Annotated in this window: 15 protein-coding genes and 1 tRNA gene; 2 read left to right on the top strand and 14 right to left on the bottom strand. The window is 65.7% G+C overall.

What is annotated here, in order from left to right; translation table 11 throughout:
- Positions 1 to 2: 2 nt before the first annotated feature.
- The 4 genes from KYC_RS16785 to KYC_RS16770 all read right to left on the bottom strand — a co-directional run bounded on the left by KYC_RS16785 (position 3) and on the right by KYC_RS16770 (position 3,002).
- Positions 3 to 563 (bottom strand): DUF4286 family protein, encoded by a 561-nt coding sequence (locus tag KYC_RS16785; RefSeq protein WP_081478057.1) that lies wholly within the window; start codon positions 561 to 563, stop codon positions 3 to 5.
- 12 nt (positions 564 to 575) lie between these two features.
- Positions 576 to 1,106 (bottom strand): carboxymuconolactone decarboxylase family protein, encoded by a 531-nt coding sequence (locus KYC_RS16780; protein ID WP_008164469.1) that lies wholly within the window; start codon positions 1,104 to 1,106, stop codon positions 576 to 578.
- A gap of 2 nt (positions 1,107 to 1,108) precedes the next feature.
- Positions 1,109 to 2,062 carry a Bug family tripartite tricarboxylate transporter substrate binding protein gene (locus KYC_RS16775; protein WP_008164466.1) on the bottom strand — a complete coding sequence of 318 codons (954 nt, stop codon included), beginning with the start codon at positions 2,060 to 2,062 and terminating at the stop codon, positions 1,109 to 1,111.
- Between the two features lie 73 nt (positions 2,063 to 2,135).
- Positions 2,136 to 3,002: an amidohydrolase family protein gene (locus tag KYC_RS16770; RefSeq protein ID WP_193353352.1), complete on the bottom strand. Its 867-nt coding sequence runs from the start codon at positions 3,000 to 3,002 to the stop codon at positions 2,136 to 2,138.
- A gap of 96 nt (positions 3,003 to 3,098) precedes the next feature.
- Between KYC_RS16770 and KYC_RS16765 the strand changes: the two genes are divergently transcribed.
- The gene (locus KYC_RS16765; RefSeq protein WP_008164462.1) at positions 3,099 to 4,031 is read left to right on the top strand and encodes a LysR family transcriptional regulator; all 933 of its coding nucleotides are present in this window, start codon (positions 3,099 to 3,101) and stop codon (positions 4,029 to 4,031) included.
- A 65-nt stretch (positions 4,032 to 4,096) separates the two neighbouring features.
- Positions 4,097 to 5,437 (top strand): argininosuccinate synthase, encoded by a 1,341-nt coding sequence (gene argG, locus KYC_RS16760; protein ID WP_008164460.1) that lies wholly within the window; start codon positions 4,097 to 4,099, stop codon positions 5,435 to 5,437.
- Between the two features lie 127 nt (positions 5,438 to 5,564).
- On the opposite strand, the gene KYC_RS16755 is transcribed toward argG, so the two are convergent.
- The 10 genes from KYC_RS16755 to KYC_RS16710 all read right to left on the bottom strand — a co-directional run bounded on the left by KYC_RS16755 (position 5,565) and on the right by KYC_RS16710 (position 14,779).
- On the bottom strand, positions 5,565 to 7,493 hold the full coding sequence (locus KYC_RS16755; RefSeq protein ID WP_008164458.1) for a potassium transporter Kup: 1,929 nt from the start codon (positions 7,491 to 7,493) through the stop codon (positions 5,565 to 5,567).
- Complete coding sequence (locus tag KYC_RS16750; RefSeq protein WP_420796117.1) at positions 7,490 to 8,560, bottom strand: sensor histidine kinase; 1,071 nt, start codon at positions 8,558 to 8,560, stop codon at positions 7,490 to 7,492. The genes KYC_RS16755 and KYC_RS16750 overlap by 4 nt, the downstream gene beginning before the upstream one ends.
- 111 nt (positions 8,561 to 8,671) lie before the next feature.
- Entirely contained in the window at positions 8,672 to 9,343 is a 672-nt protein-coding gene (locus tag KYC_RS16745) for a response regulator transcription factor (protein WP_008164454.1), read from the bottom strand.
- A gap of 63 nt (positions 9,344 to 9,406) precedes the next feature.
- Positions 9,407 to 9,889 carry an ExbD/TolR family protein gene (locus KYC_RS16740; protein WP_008164452.1) on the bottom strand — a complete coding sequence of 161 codons (483 nt, stop codon included), beginning with the start codon at positions 9,887 to 9,889 and terminating at the stop codon, positions 9,407 to 9,409.
- Positions 9,889 to 10,881 carry a MotA/TolQ/ExbB proton channel family protein gene (locus KYC_RS16735; RefSeq protein WP_008164449.1) on the bottom strand — a complete coding sequence of 331 codons (993 nt, stop codon included), beginning with the start codon at positions 10,879 to 10,881 and terminating at the stop codon, positions 9,889 to 9,891. The genes KYC_RS16740 and KYC_RS16735 overlap by 1 nt, the downstream gene beginning before the upstream one ends.
- Before the next feature lies 1 nt (position 10,882).
- Complete coding sequence (locus tag KYC_RS16730; protein WP_043518673.1) at positions 10,883 to 11,701, bottom strand: energy transducer TonB; 819 nt, start codon at positions 11,699 to 11,701, stop codon at positions 10,883 to 10,885.
- A 245-nt stretch (positions 11,702 to 11,946) separates the two neighbouring features.
- Positions 11,947 to 12,022 (bottom strand) — tRNA-Val (locus tag KYC_RS16725).
- Positions 12,023 to 12,166: 144 nt separating this feature from the next.
- Positions 12,167 to 12,439 carry an HU family DNA-binding protein gene (locus KYC_RS16720; RefSeq protein WP_003812968.1) on the bottom strand — a complete coding sequence of 91 codons (273 nt, stop codon included), beginning with the start codon at positions 12,437 to 12,439 and terminating at the stop codon, positions 12,167 to 12,169.
- 355 nt (positions 12,440 to 12,794) lie between these two features.
- Entirely contained in the window at positions 12,795 to 13,475 is a 681-nt protein-coding gene (locus KYC_RS16715; protein WP_008164427.1) for a Fe2+-dependent dioxygenase, read from the bottom strand.
- A gap of 59 nt (positions 13,476 to 13,534) precedes the next feature.
- Positions 13,535 to 14,779 carry a cystathionine gamma-synthase family protein gene (locus tag KYC_RS16710; RefSeq protein WP_008164424.1) on the bottom strand — a complete coding sequence of 415 codons (1,245 nt, stop codon included), beginning with the start codon at positions 14,777 to 14,779 and terminating at the stop codon, positions 13,535 to 13,537.
- Positions 14,780 to 14,820: the final 41 nt, after the last annotated feature.

Raw genomic sequence — 14,820 nt, 5'->3', positions numbered from 1 at the left:
CGCTACAGGATCTTCCTGAACATCGTGCGCCGTGTGTTGCGGAACGACGGCCGCACGCGGCTGCTCCAGTCGGTCGCGCGCACGGCCAGCCACGGCGGGCTGCCGAAGGTTTCCTGCGTCTGCAGGTCGTAGCAGGCCAGATAGCGTGGCGACTCGTCGCGGCATTCGTAGCGCTGCGCGCGCACCGTGCCGGGCACCGACGCCAGTCCGGGCAGGTGCTCCTGGTCGTACCAGGCGTTCAGGTCGGCCTCCGCCTCGGGCAGCACGTCGGTTTCGACGATGTAATGCCAGGGCGCGTCCTGCCCCGCCGATGCGCCGGGCAGATCCAGCGTCCGATGCAGGAGCCGCGCGTGGGCGCCCGGCACGAGTTCGGCCAGGCGGGCCTGTATTTCGGACAGCGCGTCGGCGCCCCGCACGTACAGGTAGGTCTCGTCGGCCTCCAGGGCCGCATAACCGCTAAGCTGCGCATCCGCCAGGCCATCCGCCAGGCGTCCGGCCAGGTCCCTGGCGCGCGCCTCGTCGAAGCGCTCGCCCAGCGACACCAGCAAAATCGTTTCCTGCACAGTCATCTCCTTTCAATGCCCGACGCGCAAGGCCACCAGGAAGCGCGACACCATGTTGTAGGCGCCCACCGTGGCGGCCAGTTCCACCAGTTGCGCATCATCGTAGCGCCCGCGCAGCGGCGCGAACACCGCATCCGGCACCTCGATGTCGCGCGTCATCGCATCGGTCAGGGCCAGCACCTCGGCCTCGCCCGGCGCCAGTCCCGGCACCTGGTCCGGCGCGGGGTTGGCGCGCAGGATATCAATCACCGCCTGCGGCATGCCGCCCGCCAGCGCATGCGGCACGTGCGCCTCGAATTCATACGGCGCGTTGTTCAGCGTCGCCACGCGCAGGATGATCAGCTCGCGCAGCCGCGGCGGCAACGAGGTCTTCTGCCGGATGGCGGTCAGCATGGCTTCCCAGCCTTCCACCACGGCGGGACTGTTCAGCAGCACCTGATAAAGCGGAGAGATACGGCCGCGGGCGGCGGCGATGCGCGCCTCCAGCGCGGCCAGTTCCGGGCGGGTGCCCGGCTCGACGGGGGCGACTCGGCTGGCGCTCATGATTACTCCGGACGAATGTTCTTGCGCTGGATCAGCGCGGTCCACTTCTGACGGTCCGACGCGATCAGCGCGCCCAGTTCCTGCGGCGTGCTGGGCGCGGCCTCGGCGCCGAACTTTTCCAGGCGGGCGCGGACAGCCTCGTTGCCCAGCGTGGCGCGCAAGGCCTGGTTCAGCTTGTCCACGGTGGCGGCGGGCGTTGCCGCCGGCGCCACGATGCCGTACCAGTTGTTGGACTCCACGCCGGCGATGCCCTGTTCGGCCAGCGTCTTCACATCCGGCAGCAAGGGATGGCGGGTGGGCGCCGCGATGCCCAGGGGCTTGAGCTTGCCTCCCTGGATATGGCCGATCAGGCCAGGCACGTCGCCGAAAAAGCCCGACACCTGATTGCCCATCACGTCATTGATAACCGGCGCCGCCCCCTTGTAGGGCACGTGCAGCACGTTGGCCTTGCTGGAGTCGGAGAACATTTCCAGCGTCAGGTGCGGAATGCTGCCGATGCCCGACGAGCCGATGGCCACGGATTGCGACGCGGCCTGCGACCGCTTCACGAAGTCCGCCGCGTCGGTGGCGAGATTGGACGGGTTCACCACGAACACCGTGGCGTTGTTCACCACGCGGGACACCGGCGCGAAGTCGCGCGCCGGATCGTACGGCAGGTCCTTGTACAGCGCGGGGCTGATCGCCACGGCGCCGACGCTGGTCAGGAACAGCACCGACCCGTCGGCGGGCGCCTTGGCTACATAGGCGGCCGCGATGTTGCCATTGGCGCCAGCCTTGTTCTCGACGATGACGTTCTGCTTGAGCTCCTTGCCCAGTTGCTCGGCGATCACGCGGCCCACCAGGTCCACCGGGCCGCCCGGCGGAAAAGCGATGATCAGGCGCACGGGGCCGTCTGCTTGGGCGGCGCCCACGGCAGCCAGACTCAGCACGGCGGCCGAGAGAATCTTCTTGAACATGGTGTCTCCTCGTTGTGTGGAATGTTATTTGCGGCTTGGGCATCCAGGGCCCTTCGACCGCGGGCTATACCTGCTACTGAAATCCGTAGAGCCGCGCCGGGTTGTCCACCAGCACGCGCTGCCGCAGCCCGGCGTCCGGGCACGCCTGGAAGAACGTGTCCACCAGCTCGCCGTCATCCGGCATGTCTCCCGCCACGTTGGGATGCGGCCAGTCCGTGCCCCACAGAGTGCGGTCCGGCATGGCCTCGACCAGCGCGCGCACGAACGGAATGCCTTCCGCGAAGGGGCGCTGGCCGGAGGCGATGCGGTCGATGCCGGATACTTTGACCCACGCCTCGCGCACATCGGCCAGGCTGAGCAAGGCGCGCATCGCAGGCGAGTCCAGCCCGTCCGCCGCCTTCAGGCGGCCCATGTGATCCACGACGAACGGCACCGGCAGCTTCAGCAGCCTCGGCAGCAGTTCGGGCAGCATCGCGCCGTCCACGTGCAGGCACAGGTGCCATCCCAGCGGCGCGATCAGCGCGACCACATGGTCGAACACCGCCGGATCGGGCGCGCCGCCAAGGTGCGGCACAAAATTGAACCGAGCAGCCCGCACGCCCCCGTCATGCAAGGCCTTGACGCTGGCCGGCGTGGCGTCCGCGCCCAGCAGGGCCACGCCGCGATAGCGCCCCTGGCTGCGCGCCAGCGCATCCAGCAGCGCCCGGTGGTCCGATCCGTGGCAATTGGCCTGCACCACCACGGCGCGGTCGATGCCCAGGTGGGCATGCAGCGCCGCCATGCTGGCGTATGACGCGTCGGGCGGCGTATAGGACCGGCCCTCGGCATACGGAAACACATCGCCCGGCCCGAACACATGGCAATGCGCGTCGCATGCGCCCGGCGGCAGTGCATGGCGGGGACGGGAAGGCGCGGCAAGCGGAGGACGGCAATCGGGCACGGAAGCTCCCTGCATGGAAAGCGCCATGGTCGAGGATTGCCGGCTGGCGAACAATGCTATACCTTTTATTTCAGATATAGATAAATTGAATATCCCATGGATCTGAAGCAAATCGAGTATTTCGTGCGCGTCGCCGAACGGCGCAGCTTCTCGCGCGCCGCCGAAATGCTCGACGTCGCGCAGCCCACGCTCAGCCGCCAGGTGCGGCTGCTGGAACTGGAGCTGGGGCAACATCTGCTCTACCGCAACGGGCGCGGCGTGGAACCCACCGAAGCGGGCCTGCGCTTTTTGGAACACGCCCGCGCCCTTCTGGCCCTGGCGGAACGCGCCAAGGAAGACCTGCAGACGCTGCGGGAAACGCCCACGGGCAAGGTCATGATCGGACTGCCCCCACGCATCGCGCGCGTGCTCACCCCTCCGCTCGTGCAGGCGTTCCGCCGCCGCTTTCCCGACGCGTCCATCGCCGTCGCCGAGGGCCTGAGCGCACAGGTGCGCGAGTGGCTGCTGGCCGGCCGTGTGGATCTGGCCCTGCTTTACGATCCGGCGCCTTCGCCGCAGCTCGCCTACGAATCGCTGTTCCGCGAAAACCTGGTCCTGGCCGCGGCAGCCGGCCATCAGCCTCCCCTGCCCGCCCGCGTGCCGGTGGCGCGGCTTGGCGACTACCCGCTGGTGCTGCCGAGCCTGCCCAACGCCATCCGAACCCTGGTCGAAAGCGTCTGCCGCGCGCAGGGCGTGCGGCTGAAGGTCGCCGCCGAAGTCGACGCCGTGCAGACCATCGTGGAACTGGCCGCCCAGGGCGACGCCTACGCCATCCTGCCCCGCTCGGCGGCGCGCGGCCCCGCCGCCGAGCATGAACTGTCCCTGTGCGACATTGATTCGCCGACGATCACCAATAACCTGGTGTTGGCCAGCGCCCGGCACCGCCCCGCCACCCGGCTGAGCGCGGCCACCGCCCAGCTCATCCGCGGACTGAGGCTGGCCGAACTGTTCGCCCCGGCCGGCCAGCCCCCCTCAAAAGAGTTAAAATAGCGGGCTACATTTCTTGTTTGGCGGCTCGTTGCTGTCAAAGTCCTGTTGGCGTCTCACCTCAAACAATGACCACTATCCTCCCGAACCTGCCCACCGGCCAGAAAGTCGGCATCGCCTTTTCCGGCGGCCTGGACACCAGCGCGGCGCTCCTGTGGATGCGCAACAACGGCGCCATTCCCTACGCCTACACCGCCAACCTGGGCCAGCCCGACGAGTCCGACTACGACGAGATCCCGCGCAAGGCCATGGCTTATGGCGCCGAGAACGCCCGCCTGATCGACTGCCGCGCGCAGCTGGTCGCCGAAGGCATCGCCGCCCTGCAATCGGGCGCGTTCCACATCTCGACCGCCGGCATCACGTACTTCAACACCACGCCCATCGGCCGCGCCGTTACCGGCACGATGCTGGTGGCCGCCATGAAGGAAGACAACGTCAACATCTGGGGCGACGGCAGCACCTTCAAGGGCAACGACATCGAGCGCTTCTACCGCTACGGTCTGCTCACCAACCCGGAACTCAAGATCTACAAGCCCTGGCTGGACCAGCGCTTCATCGACGAACTGGGCGGCCGTTCGGAAATGTCCGAGTACATGCGTCAAGCCGGCTTCGACTACAAGATGTCGGCTGAAAAGGCCTACTCGACCGATTCGAACCTGCTGGGCGCCACCCACGAAGCCAAGGACCTCGAACACCTGAACTCCGGCATCCGCATCGTCAAGCCCATCATGGGCGTGGCGTTCTGGCGCGACGATGTCGCCGTCAAGGCCGAGGAAGTCACGGTGCGCTTCGAAGAGGGCCAGCCCGTCGCCCTGAATGGCGTGGAATACGCCGACCCGGTCGAACTGCTGCTCGAAGCCAACCGCATCGGCGGCCGCCACGGCCTGGGCATGAGCGACCAGATCGAAAACCGCATCATCGAAGCCAAGAGCCGCGGCATCTACGAAGCCCCGGGCCTGGCCCTGCTCTTCATCGCCTACGAACGCCTGGTCACCGGCATCCACAACGAAGACACCATCGAGCAGTACCGCGAAAACGGCCGCAAGCTGGGCCGCCTGCTGTACCAGGGCCGCTGGTTCGACCCGCAAGCCATCATGCTGCGCGAAACCGCCCAGCGCTGGGTTGCCCGCGCCATCACCGGCGAAGTCACCATCGAACTGCGCCGCGGCAACGACTATTCGCTGCTGAACACCGTGTCGCCCAACCTCACGTACGCGCCCGAGCGCCTGTCCATGGAGAAGGTGGAAAACGCCCCCTTCACGCCGGCCGATCGCATCGGCCAGCTGACCATGCGCAACCTCGACATCGTCGACACCCGCGAAAAGCTGTTCACGTACGTCAAGACCGGCCTGCTCGCCTCCAGCGGCACCTCGCTGCCCCAACTGAAGGACGCAGCCAAGAAGAAGTAATTCTTTCCGGCCAGCAAAAAACCCTCGGATCGCTCCGAGGGTTTTTTTTTTCGTCTTCGCCGGATGATCGAAGGCGGCAGGTGCGGATGGCGCGGGGCAAACCGGGCTGCCAGCGCCCCCCTCGCACCTACAGTTCGACCTGCATCCCCATTTCCACGACGCGGTTCGCCGGAATCTTGAAGAACTTCGTGCTGCGGGTCGAATTGCGCGCCATGAACGAAAACAGCGCCCTGCGCCACCGCCACAGTGCCGGTTTCTTCGCCGCCACCACGGTCTGGCGCGACAGGAAGAACGACGTGCGCATCGGCTCCAGATCCAGTTCCGGGTAGGCCTCGGCCACCAGCCGCAGCGCCTCCGGCACGTCGGGATCTTCCTTGAAGCCGTAGTTGACGGTCGCCGCCCAGCTCGATGCGCTGAGCTTGTCCACCTGGAACCGCTCTTCGGGCGAAACATACGGCACGTCCGCCACCAGGATCGTCAGGAACAGCACGTGGTCGTGCAGCACCTTGTTGTGCTTAAGGTTATGCAGCAGCGCCGGCGGCACATTGCCCGAATTCATCGTCATGAAAATGGCCGTGCCCGGCACGCGCGACGGCGGATATTCCTCGAGCTGCTCCATGAACTCCTTGAGCGGCTGGCGGTCGCGCTGCTGCATGTCCGAAAGCAGGCGACGCCCGCGGCGCCACGTCATCATCAGCGTGAACACCACGATCGCCACCGCCAGGGGCAGCCAGCCGCCTTCATGGATCTTGAACACATTGGCCGAAAACAGCAGCACGTCGAGCAGCAGCAACAGGCCCAGCACCAGGAACCACATCACGCGCTTGATTCCGGTGCTGCCCCGCGGCAGCACCGCAAACGCCAGCACCGACGTCGTGAGCATCGTGCCCGTGACCGCGAAACCATAGGCCGCGGCCAGATTGTCCGAATTGCGGAACCACAGCACCAGCACCAGCACCGCGCACAGCAGCAGCGCGTTGACCTGGGGCAGATAGATCTGGCCCTTTTCGACCGCCGACGTATGCAGGATCTGCATGCGCGGCCAGAAGCCCAGCTGCACCGCCTGGCGCGTGACCGAATAGGCGCCCGAAATCACGGCCTGCGAGGCCACGATCGTCGCGATGGTGGCCAGCGCCACCAACGGCGCCAGGCCCCATTCCGGCGCCATCAGGAAGAACGGATTGCGGATCGCGGTGGGGTCGCGCAGCAACAGGGCGCCCTGGCCGAAATAACACAGGGTCAGGGCCGGCAGCACCATGCTGAACCAGGCCCCACGGATCGCGGGACGGCCAAAATGGCCCATATCGGCATACAGCGCCTCGGCGCCGGTCAGCGCCAGCACCACGGCGCCCAGCAGCACGAAGCTGATCCACGGGAATTCAACAATGAACCGCAGGCCCCACATCGGGTTCAGCGCGGCCAGCACCTCGGGCGTCAGCCAGATCTGCCATGCGCCCAGTGCGGCCAGCGTCGAAAACCACAGCAGCATCACGGGGCCGAACAGCTTGCCCATCGCGCCCGTGCCGTGCGACTGGATCGCAAACAGCGCAATCAGCACCACCAGCGCGATCGGCACCACCCAGGCGTCCAGCGTGTGCGACACGATGCCGATGCCTTCCAGCGCCGACAGCACCGAAATTGCCGGCGTGATCATGCTGTCGCCGTAGAACAGCGCGGCCCCGAAGATGCCCAGCACGATCAGCACCCAGCGCAGCTTGCCCTCGCGCGCGCGCACCGCCAGCTCCAGCAGCGCCAGCGTCCCGCCCTCGCCGCGGTTGTCCGCGCGCAGCACCAGCGTGACGTATTTCAGGGACACCACCACCATCAGCATCCAGAACAGGATGGACAGCACGCCCAGCAGGTGGGCCGGTTCCAGGTCCGTATGCACGCTGAGCCCGGTCAGGCACGCGCGCAGCGTGTACAGGGGGCTGGTGCCGATATCGCCGTACACCACTCCCAGGGCCCCCAGGATCAGGGCAGCCCGCGACGAGGGCGCGTGCATGCCGCCTGCGGGACTTGTGGACGAAGAAGGAACGCTGGCCGTGCCTTGGCTCATGATGCGGGTTCTTGGCGAGTGAGTTGAGCCCCCTTGCGGGGGCCAGGGAACACGACCGACAGCCGCGTCCCGGGGAAATCGGGGCGGCTGGTCAGCTTCCACCAGGCGCCGTGCGCATGCGCGATCTCGCGCACAATGGCCAGCCCCAGGCCGGAGCCGCCCGCCGTCGCGGTGGGCGACCGGTAAAACGCTTCGAAGACCCGGTCGCGCTCTTCGGGCGGGATGCCTGGCCCGTCGTCCTCCACCGTCAGCGACGGGGGGTTGGCGCCCACGATCAGGGTGATGCGCCCCGTGGGATTGCCATAGCGCAGGGCGTTGTCGATCAGGTTGCCCAGCAGTTCCGCCAGCAGCAAGGGATCCGCATCAATCCAGATGGGCGTTTCAGGCGCGACCAGATCCAGTTCGTAGTGGGCTTCCCGGACACGGGGAAACCATTCCGCGCCATGCACACGCACCCATTCGCACAGGTCGATGCGCACGAAGCTGTCTTGAGGCCGGGCATTGGGGTCGGCGCGCGCCAGCACCAGCAACTGCTGTCCCAGCCGGATCATGCGGTCACTGACCGCCTTGATGCGCTCGGCGCGGGCCCGCACATCGTCTGGCAACGGGCGGGCCAGCATCAGCTCGGATTCCAGGCGCAGGCCGGAAAGCGGCGTGCGCAGCTGGTGCGCGGCATGACCGATGAATCGCCGCTGCGCCGCAAGCGAGGCGTCGAGCCGCAGCAACAGATCATTGGTATGGGTAACCAGAGGTTCGATCTCCACCGGCACGCCCGCCACTTCCAACGGCTGCATGTCATCAATGGAGCGCTGCCGGATTTCGTCGGACAGGTGGTTCACCGAGCGCAGGCCGGACCGCACGCCCTGCATCACGACCCACGTGAAGAGCGCGATCAGCGCCACCTGTCCCACCACCATCAGCCAGAAGAAGTCTTCCAGCATCCAGAGCGACATGTCGATCTTGTGGGTGATGACCCAGGTGGCCGCCAGGTCCAGCAGGACGAGCAGTAGGATCGGCGGCATCAGTCGGATGACGAGATGCCGTGCAAGCGAACGGGAGGGAAGCATGGGGCGCGCAGCCGGGGACGGTAGAGGTGAGCGTTCCTGCGTCATGCCGCGTGGCCCTCGAATAGGCGGGTGGATACGCGTGGCCGGCGTGCGCCAGCCACAGGCGGCGCGTCAGGCCGCTTCCACATCCAGCATGTAGCCGAAGCCGCGCACCGTCTGGATGCTGGCGCCCGTGCCTTCCAGGCGCTTGCGCAAGCGGTACACATAGACTTCGACCGCGTTTTCGCTGAAATCCGCATCCCAGGCGGACAGCGAATTCACGATCTGGCGCTTGGTTACGACGCGGCCCACGCGGGCCATCAGCATTTCCAGCACGGAGAGTTCGCGCACCGACAGCGACAGGCGCTGGCCATTGGCGCGGACCTCGCGGCCGACCGTATCGAACACCAGGGGCCCCACTTCAATGAGCGGCTGAGCCTGGCCCGCGCGGCGGCGGCCGAAGGCGCGCACGCGGGCGGCCAATTCGGGAAGCTCAAAGGGCTTGGTGACGTAGTCGTCCGCCCCGGCATCCAGGCCGGCAACCCGGTCTTCGATGCCATCGCGGGCGGTGAGAATCAGCACGGGGACCTGGTTTCCGTCCTGGCGCAACTGGCGCAGCACATCCAGGCCGCTCATGCCGGGCAGGTTGAGGTCGAGCAGCATGAGGTCATACGGCTGGCCTGCCAGGGCGCCCAGGACACGGTCGCCATCGGTCAGCCAGTCGACCGCATAACCCTGGTCGGCCAGGAATTCCTGGAGCGCATGGCCCAGGGTGGTGTCGTCTTCGATTACCAGAACTCGCATGCCGCGATTCTAGCGCGATCCAAAAAAAAAGGGGCGCGAAATGCGCCCCTTCCTTGGAATCGTTCACCCGCCGGACGGTGCCGGTGCCGGGGCCGCTCCGGCAGGCGCGCCGGCTGCGGGAGCGCCGCCCGAAGGGGGCGTCGTGACGAAGCCGATGCGCGTCATGCCCGAACGGCGAGCCGAGGCCATGACCTTGGCCAGCGTTTCGTAGCGGGTGTTCTGATCGGCGCGGATGCGGATCTCGGGTTGCGGCTTGGTGCCCGCGATCGACTTGAAGCGATTGGGCAGGTCGTCGATATTGACCGGCTTCTCGTCCCAGAACAGCGCGCCGCTGGCGTCGATGGCCAGGTCGACCGTCTTGGGCTCTTCCTCGATCTGCTCGGCGGCCACCTGGGGCATGTTGATCTTGATCGAATGCGCCAGCAGCGGCGCCGTGATGATGAAGATCACCAGCAGCACCAGCATGACGTCGATCAGGGGCACCATGTTGATCTCGGAAACCGCATGGCTGCCGGATCCCTTGCCCTCAAAGCTGCCAAAGGCCATTATTCGCTCCCGCGTTGGGCCGCGGCGCCATTCTGGCGGCGCAGCGCGCGCACCTTGCCGTCGGACAGCGCAACTTGCTGGCCGGTGGTCAAGAACGCAAACAGGTCATGCGCAAACGCATCCAGACGCGACAGGAACACGCGGTTGTTGCGCACGAAGGTGTTATACGCCAGCACTGCGGGAATTGCCACCGCAAGGCCCAGGCCCGTCATGATCAGCGCTTCACCCACCGGACCGGCAATGCGGTTGATGGTCACGCCATCGGACAGGCCGATGCCGACCAGCGCGTGGTACACGCCCCACACCGTGCCGAACAGACCCACGAACGGCGCCGTCGAGCCGACCGAAGCCAGCACCGTCAGGCCGTTTTCAAGTTTCGCGGTTTCTTCGTCGATCACCTTGCGCATGGTGCGCGTGACAAAGTCGGAATTGCTGCCGGATTCTTCCAGCTTGGTCGCGCCGAACTTGTTGTGATGCGCCTGAGCGTGCATCGCGTGGCTGGCCAGGTGCGAGAACGGATCGCGCGCGCCATGCGTGTTGATCTCGTGTTCGACCTGCTCCAGCGAGCTGGCGTTCCAGAACTTGTTCAGGAATTCGGCCGAACGCTTGCGCATGCTGACGTTGCTGGCGACCTTGACCAGGATCAGGTACCAGGTCACCAGGGACATCAGAATCAGGATGATGAACAGGCTCTTGCCCACGAAGTCGCTCTGGGCGACGAAGTGCAGGAAGCCCATGTCGGGCACGGCTGCCGGAGCCGGCGCGGCGGGCAGCGCGGCGGCTGCGCTGTGCAGCGCGTCGGCGGACTGCTGAACGGCGCCTGCGGCTTGCTGGGCGACTTCGCCGGCGGTCGTGGCGGCTTGTTGGGCTGCGGGCGCGGCCGCGGCTGCGGCGGGCGCAGCGGCGGCGGGCGCAGCGGCTGCAGCAGCCGGTGCTGCCGGGCTGGTGGTCGCCTGCGCCACCAAGGTGGCGCTATGCAGTGCGTTGGACATCTCAGTTCCTCATTACGAAATCGAACGGAATTTTGGCTTTGGCGGGATAAGCCACGCCATTACGGGTATACGGCTTGAAACGACCTTTGCGGGCGGCTGCCAGCGCCGACTCGTCCAGGCGCGGGAACCCCGACGAAGCATCAATGGTGGCGCGCTCGACCAGTCCCTGGGTGTTGATCTCCACCAGCACCACGACCCGGCCCTCTTCCCGCATGCGGCGCGAGGCCATCGGGTAGTTCGGCATAGGACGCGCGCCCTGGAATTCGATACTGGAGACCAGCACAGGCTGATCCGGCGGCGGCCCTTGCTGCGGCCCTTGCGGCGCCTGAGTGCCTTCCGGCGCGCCGCTGGGCGGCGTCTGCTGGGGAGGCGTCTCCGGCTTCGGCTCAGGCTTGACCTCCTGCTTGGGCTGGGGCTTGGGCTTGGGTTTGGGCTTCGGAGGCGGCGGCTTGGGCGCCGGCATCGGCGGCTTCTCAACCACCGGCTCGGGTTCGGGTTCCGGTTCGGGCTCGGGCTTCAATTCGGGTTCGGGCTCGGGTTCAGGTTCGGGCTCGATCTCGGGTTGCGGCTCGGGCGGCGTCTCGGTCACCGGCTGCGGCACTTCGGGAGTGGGTTCGGCTTTGGCGATCTGGGGGATGGGAGCATCCACCACACTCACCATGATTGCCTCGGGTTCCTCCAGTTCAGGACGATTTTCCGGCGCCATGAAGATAGCGCCAATCACCGCCGCGTGAAGCGCGACGACCGCCAGGCCAGCGCCTGCGCGTACACCAAAAGAAGACCGCGAAGAAGAATTCCAACCGGGTTGAAGACTAGGCATGAATCAGCCAGGGAGCATTGACTTATCCGGCCCGCCAGGGGCGCGGCGCGCGCAATGGGCGGCGCCGGCTGGCCGGTACAAGCCCAATATAGTATCTTAAATGCGAATGATTCGCACGTTGTATTTCGTCTTGGGCGGCGCCGCCCTACTGATCGGGATCAATGCACAGGCGATAAAACACTTACGCAAAACAAAAAACCCGCCACGGCGACGTGTGCGGGTTTTGTGAAAATCGAGCATGCTTTTGGTGGGTGCTACAGGGGTCGAACCTGTGACCTACGCCGTGTAAAGGCGCCGCTCTACCAACTGAGCTAAGCACCCTTTCGGTGCAGTTGCACGACGAAAATTCGTACAAGGCAACTGCCAACTGGGTACTCAAAAGCAATACGCGGGCCGGAGTATACCGGACCGCGTACTTGTGGGCAAATCGCAGAGGGCCGCGCCGTGCGATTCGCGTGCCGTCTATTAGTTGACGGCGTCCTTCAGGGCCTTGCCCGGACGGAACTTCGGCACCTTGGCCTTCTTGATCTTGATGGTTTCGCCGGTGCGCGGGTTACGGCCGGTGCGCGCGGCGCGAGCCGACACGGCAAACGTGCCGAAACCAACCAGCGTGACCGTACCGCCCTTCTTCAGCGTGGTCTTCACGGCACCGATCAGGGCGTCGAGCGAACGGCCGGCAGCAGCCTTGGAGATATCGGCCTTGCTGGCGATATGATCGATGAGTTCGGTTTTGTTCATGCAGGTATACCCCTCACAAGGTGTGGAGTCTGCCGGGAGCGCAGTTCATGGCCGTCATGATTGGATGCCACGAATGGACGCAAGACCAGGCAAACGACGAACAGACTAGTGGATAAACTTTTTTCTTGCGCTGCAAAGCACAACTTTTAAACTGCTGCGCCGCTTAGGATTCGATGGCATATGGCCTACGAACCGTCAGCGACGCAGACATGTATTAGGCCTTGGCGTAGAGCGGCTGTCAAGCGAAAACCTCACCGCAACCCGCGTCAATACTAGCTTTTAGGCGTTTTCGCAATAAACACAAACGCGAATTTAGGGGTTTGCGCGACAGCCCGAAAAATCACTTTAGGCTTCATCAAACATCCGCCCAGCGACGCAGCAGATTGTGATAGATGCCGGTCAGCTGCACGATCGACGCGTGCCCCGCCACGTCCTGGTTCAACCGCTGGATGGCCACGTCCATGTCCAGCAGCAGCGCCCGCTGGCTGTCTTCGCGCACCAGGCTCTGCATCCAGAAGAAGGAACTGACGCGCGCGCCGCGGGTCACCGGATTGACCTTGTGCAGGCTGGTTCCGGGATACAGCACCATATGCCCCGCGGGCAGCTTGACCGCGCGCGGACCGTAGGTGTCGTCGATGACGAGCTCTCCGCCATCGTAGGAATCGGGATCCGAGAAAAACAGCGTGGCGGACAGGTCCGTGCGCACGCGTTCCGCCGTGCCGGCGATGCCGCGCACGGCATTGTCCACGTGATAGCCGAAGGCCTCGCCGCCCTCGTAGCGATTGAACAGCGGCGGGAATATCTTGCGCGGCAAGGCCGCAGACATGAACAGGTTATTGCCCGCGAGGCGCTGCAGGATCAGGGCGCCGATCTCTTGCGCCAGGGGATGATGCTCGGGCAACTGCCGGTTGCGCTTGACCTCGGCCGACTGATAGCCCGCCGTGACCTTGCCGTCGACCCAGTCGGCCGCGTCGAGACGGCTCTGGATGTCGGCCGCCTCTTGCGGCGTGAAGACTTCTGCAATCTGTATAAGCATGGGTTCCTACCCCGGTTGCGACCCCGGCGCGCCCAATGGACGAGCCAGCGCCTGCCGAATTATCCCTTCAGGCAACCGGTGAGCGCCTGATCGAAATCAAACAGCAAATCGGCCTCATCCTCGATGCCCACCGACACCCGGATCAGGCTGTCCGCAATGCCCATCTGCTGACGGCGTTCGGGGCCCATTTCATAGTAGATAGTGTGGGCGGCGGGCAGCGCCAGACTGCGCGTATCGCCAAGGTGGGTAGCCATCAGGACAACGCGCAGGCGGTTCAGGAAGTCGAAGCAATCGACACCCTCGGCCAGCTCCACGCCCAGCAGGCCGCCAAAGCGCGAGCCAAACAGCGCTGCCGAGCGCGCATGCTGCGGATGGCTGGCCAGCCCGGGATAATGCACCTTGGCCACGCCCGGATGCGCTTCCAGGAAGCGCGCCAGGGCCAGCGCGTTCGCGCAGTGCTTGGCCATGCGCAGGGCCAGCGTCTCGGCGCCCACCGCGATGCGGTGCGCAGGCTCGGCGGCCAGCGTGCCTCCCATGTCGCGCAGCCCCTTCTTCTTGATCTGGGTCAGCCCCCAGCCCGTCGACGGGCCCTTGCGGTAGGCTTCATAGATGTTGTCGTTGCCGGCCCAGTCGTACAGCCCGGTGTCGGTCACGGCGCCGCCCAATGCGTTGCCATGTCCGCCGATGTACTTGGACAGCGAGTTCATCACCAGCGAAGCGCCCACCGACGCAGGCCGGAACATCCACGGCGACGTCAGCGTGTTGTCCACGACGTAGACCAGCCCCTTCTCGCGGCAGATCTCGCCAATGACGGCCAGGTCGGCAACCTGAGTGCCGGGGTTGGCGATGGTTTCGGTGAAGACCATGCGCGTGTTGGGCTGGATCGCCGCGCGCACCTGCGCCGAATCGGTCGCGTCCACGAAGGTGATCTCGACGCCCAGTTCCTGCAGCGTGCCAAACAGGCTGTTGGTGTTGCCGAACACGAACTGGCTGGACACCAGGTGATCGCCGCGGCGCAGCAGCGTCGTGAAGATGGCCGCCAGCGCCGCCATGCCGGTCGAGAAGCTGACCGTCCCCTTGCCGCCTTCCATCTGGCTGATCTTGGCTTCAAGCGCAGTCGTCGTGGGCGTGCCCTGGCGCGCGTAGGTAAAGCCCGCCTTGCCCTGGAAAACCGCGGCCAGTTCGCGCGCATCTTCGTACGCAAACTCGGACGACGGATGCATCGGCTTGTGCACCGCTCCGTGCTCGACGGATTGATTGCGGTCGGAATGGAGGATCGTGGTGGTAAAGCCGTTCTGGTGCATGATGGACTGACGCGAAAAGAAGGGAATCTACAAATAAGGAC

The organism is Achromobacter arsenitoxydans SY8 (genome assembly GCF_000236785.1).
GTDB classification, from domain to species: Bacteria; Pseudomonadota; Gammaproteobacteria; order Burkholderiales; family Burkholderiaceae_B; genus Achromobacter; species Achromobacter arsenitoxydans.
The sequence above is the reverse complement of the archived record's forward strand: the minus strand, read 5'-3'. Positions and strand labels throughout refer to the sequence as shown.

Bases quoted from the DNA above. Each gene is read 5' to 3' on its own strand.
- KYC_RS16765 (WP_008164462.1), top strand. From the start codon at position 3,099: ATGGATCTGAAGCAAATCGAGTATTTCGTGCGCGTCGCCGAACGGCGC.
- KYC_RS16715 (WP_008164427.1), bottom strand. From the start codon at position 13,475: ATGCTTATACAGATTGCAGAAGTCTTCACGCCGCAAGAGGCGGCCGAC.
- KYC_RS16740 (WP_008164452.1), bottom strand. From the start codon at position 9,889: ATGGCCTTTGGCAGCTTTGAGGGCAAGGGATCCGGCAGCCATGCGGTT.
- KYC_RS16735 (WP_008164449.1), bottom strand. From the start codon at position 10,881: ATGTCCAACGCACTGCATAGCGCCACCTTGGTGGCGCAGGCGACCACC.
- KYC_RS16755 (WP_008164458.1), bottom strand. From the start codon at position 7,493: ATGAGCCAAGGCACGGCCAGCGTTCCTTCTTCGTCCACAAGTCCCGCA.
- KYC_RS16720 (WP_003812968.1), bottom strand. From the start codon at position 12,439: ATGAACAAAACCGAACTCATCGATCATATCGCCAGCAAGGCCGATATC.
- KYC_RS16780 (WP_008164469.1), bottom strand. From the start codon at position 1,106: ATGAGCGCCAGCCGAGTCGCCCCCGTCGAGCCGGGCACCCGCCCGGAA.
- KYC_RS16710 (WP_008164424.1), bottom strand. From the start codon at position 14,779: ATGCACCAGAACGGCTTTACCACCACGATCCTCCATTCCGACCGCAAT.
- KYC_RS16750 (WP_420796117.1), bottom strand. From the start codon at position 8,560: ATGCTTCCCTCCCGTTCGCTTGCACGGCATCTCGTCATCCGACTGATG.
- KYC_RS16775 (WP_008164466.1), bottom strand. From the start codon at position 2,062: ATGTTCAAGAAGATTCTCTCGGCCGCCGTGCTGAGTCTGGCTGCCGTG.
- argG (WP_008164460.1), top strand. From the start codon at position 4,097: ATGACCACTATCCTCCCGAACCTGCCCACCGGCCAGAAAGTCGGCATC.
- KYC_RS16730 (WP_043518673.1), bottom strand. From the start codon at position 11,701: ATGCCTAGTCTTCAACCCGGTTGGAATTCTTCTTCGCGGTCTTCTTTT.
- KYC_RS16745 (WP_008164454.1), bottom strand. From the start codon at position 9,343: ATGCGAGTTCTGGTAATCGAAGACGACACCACCCTGGGCCATGCGCTC.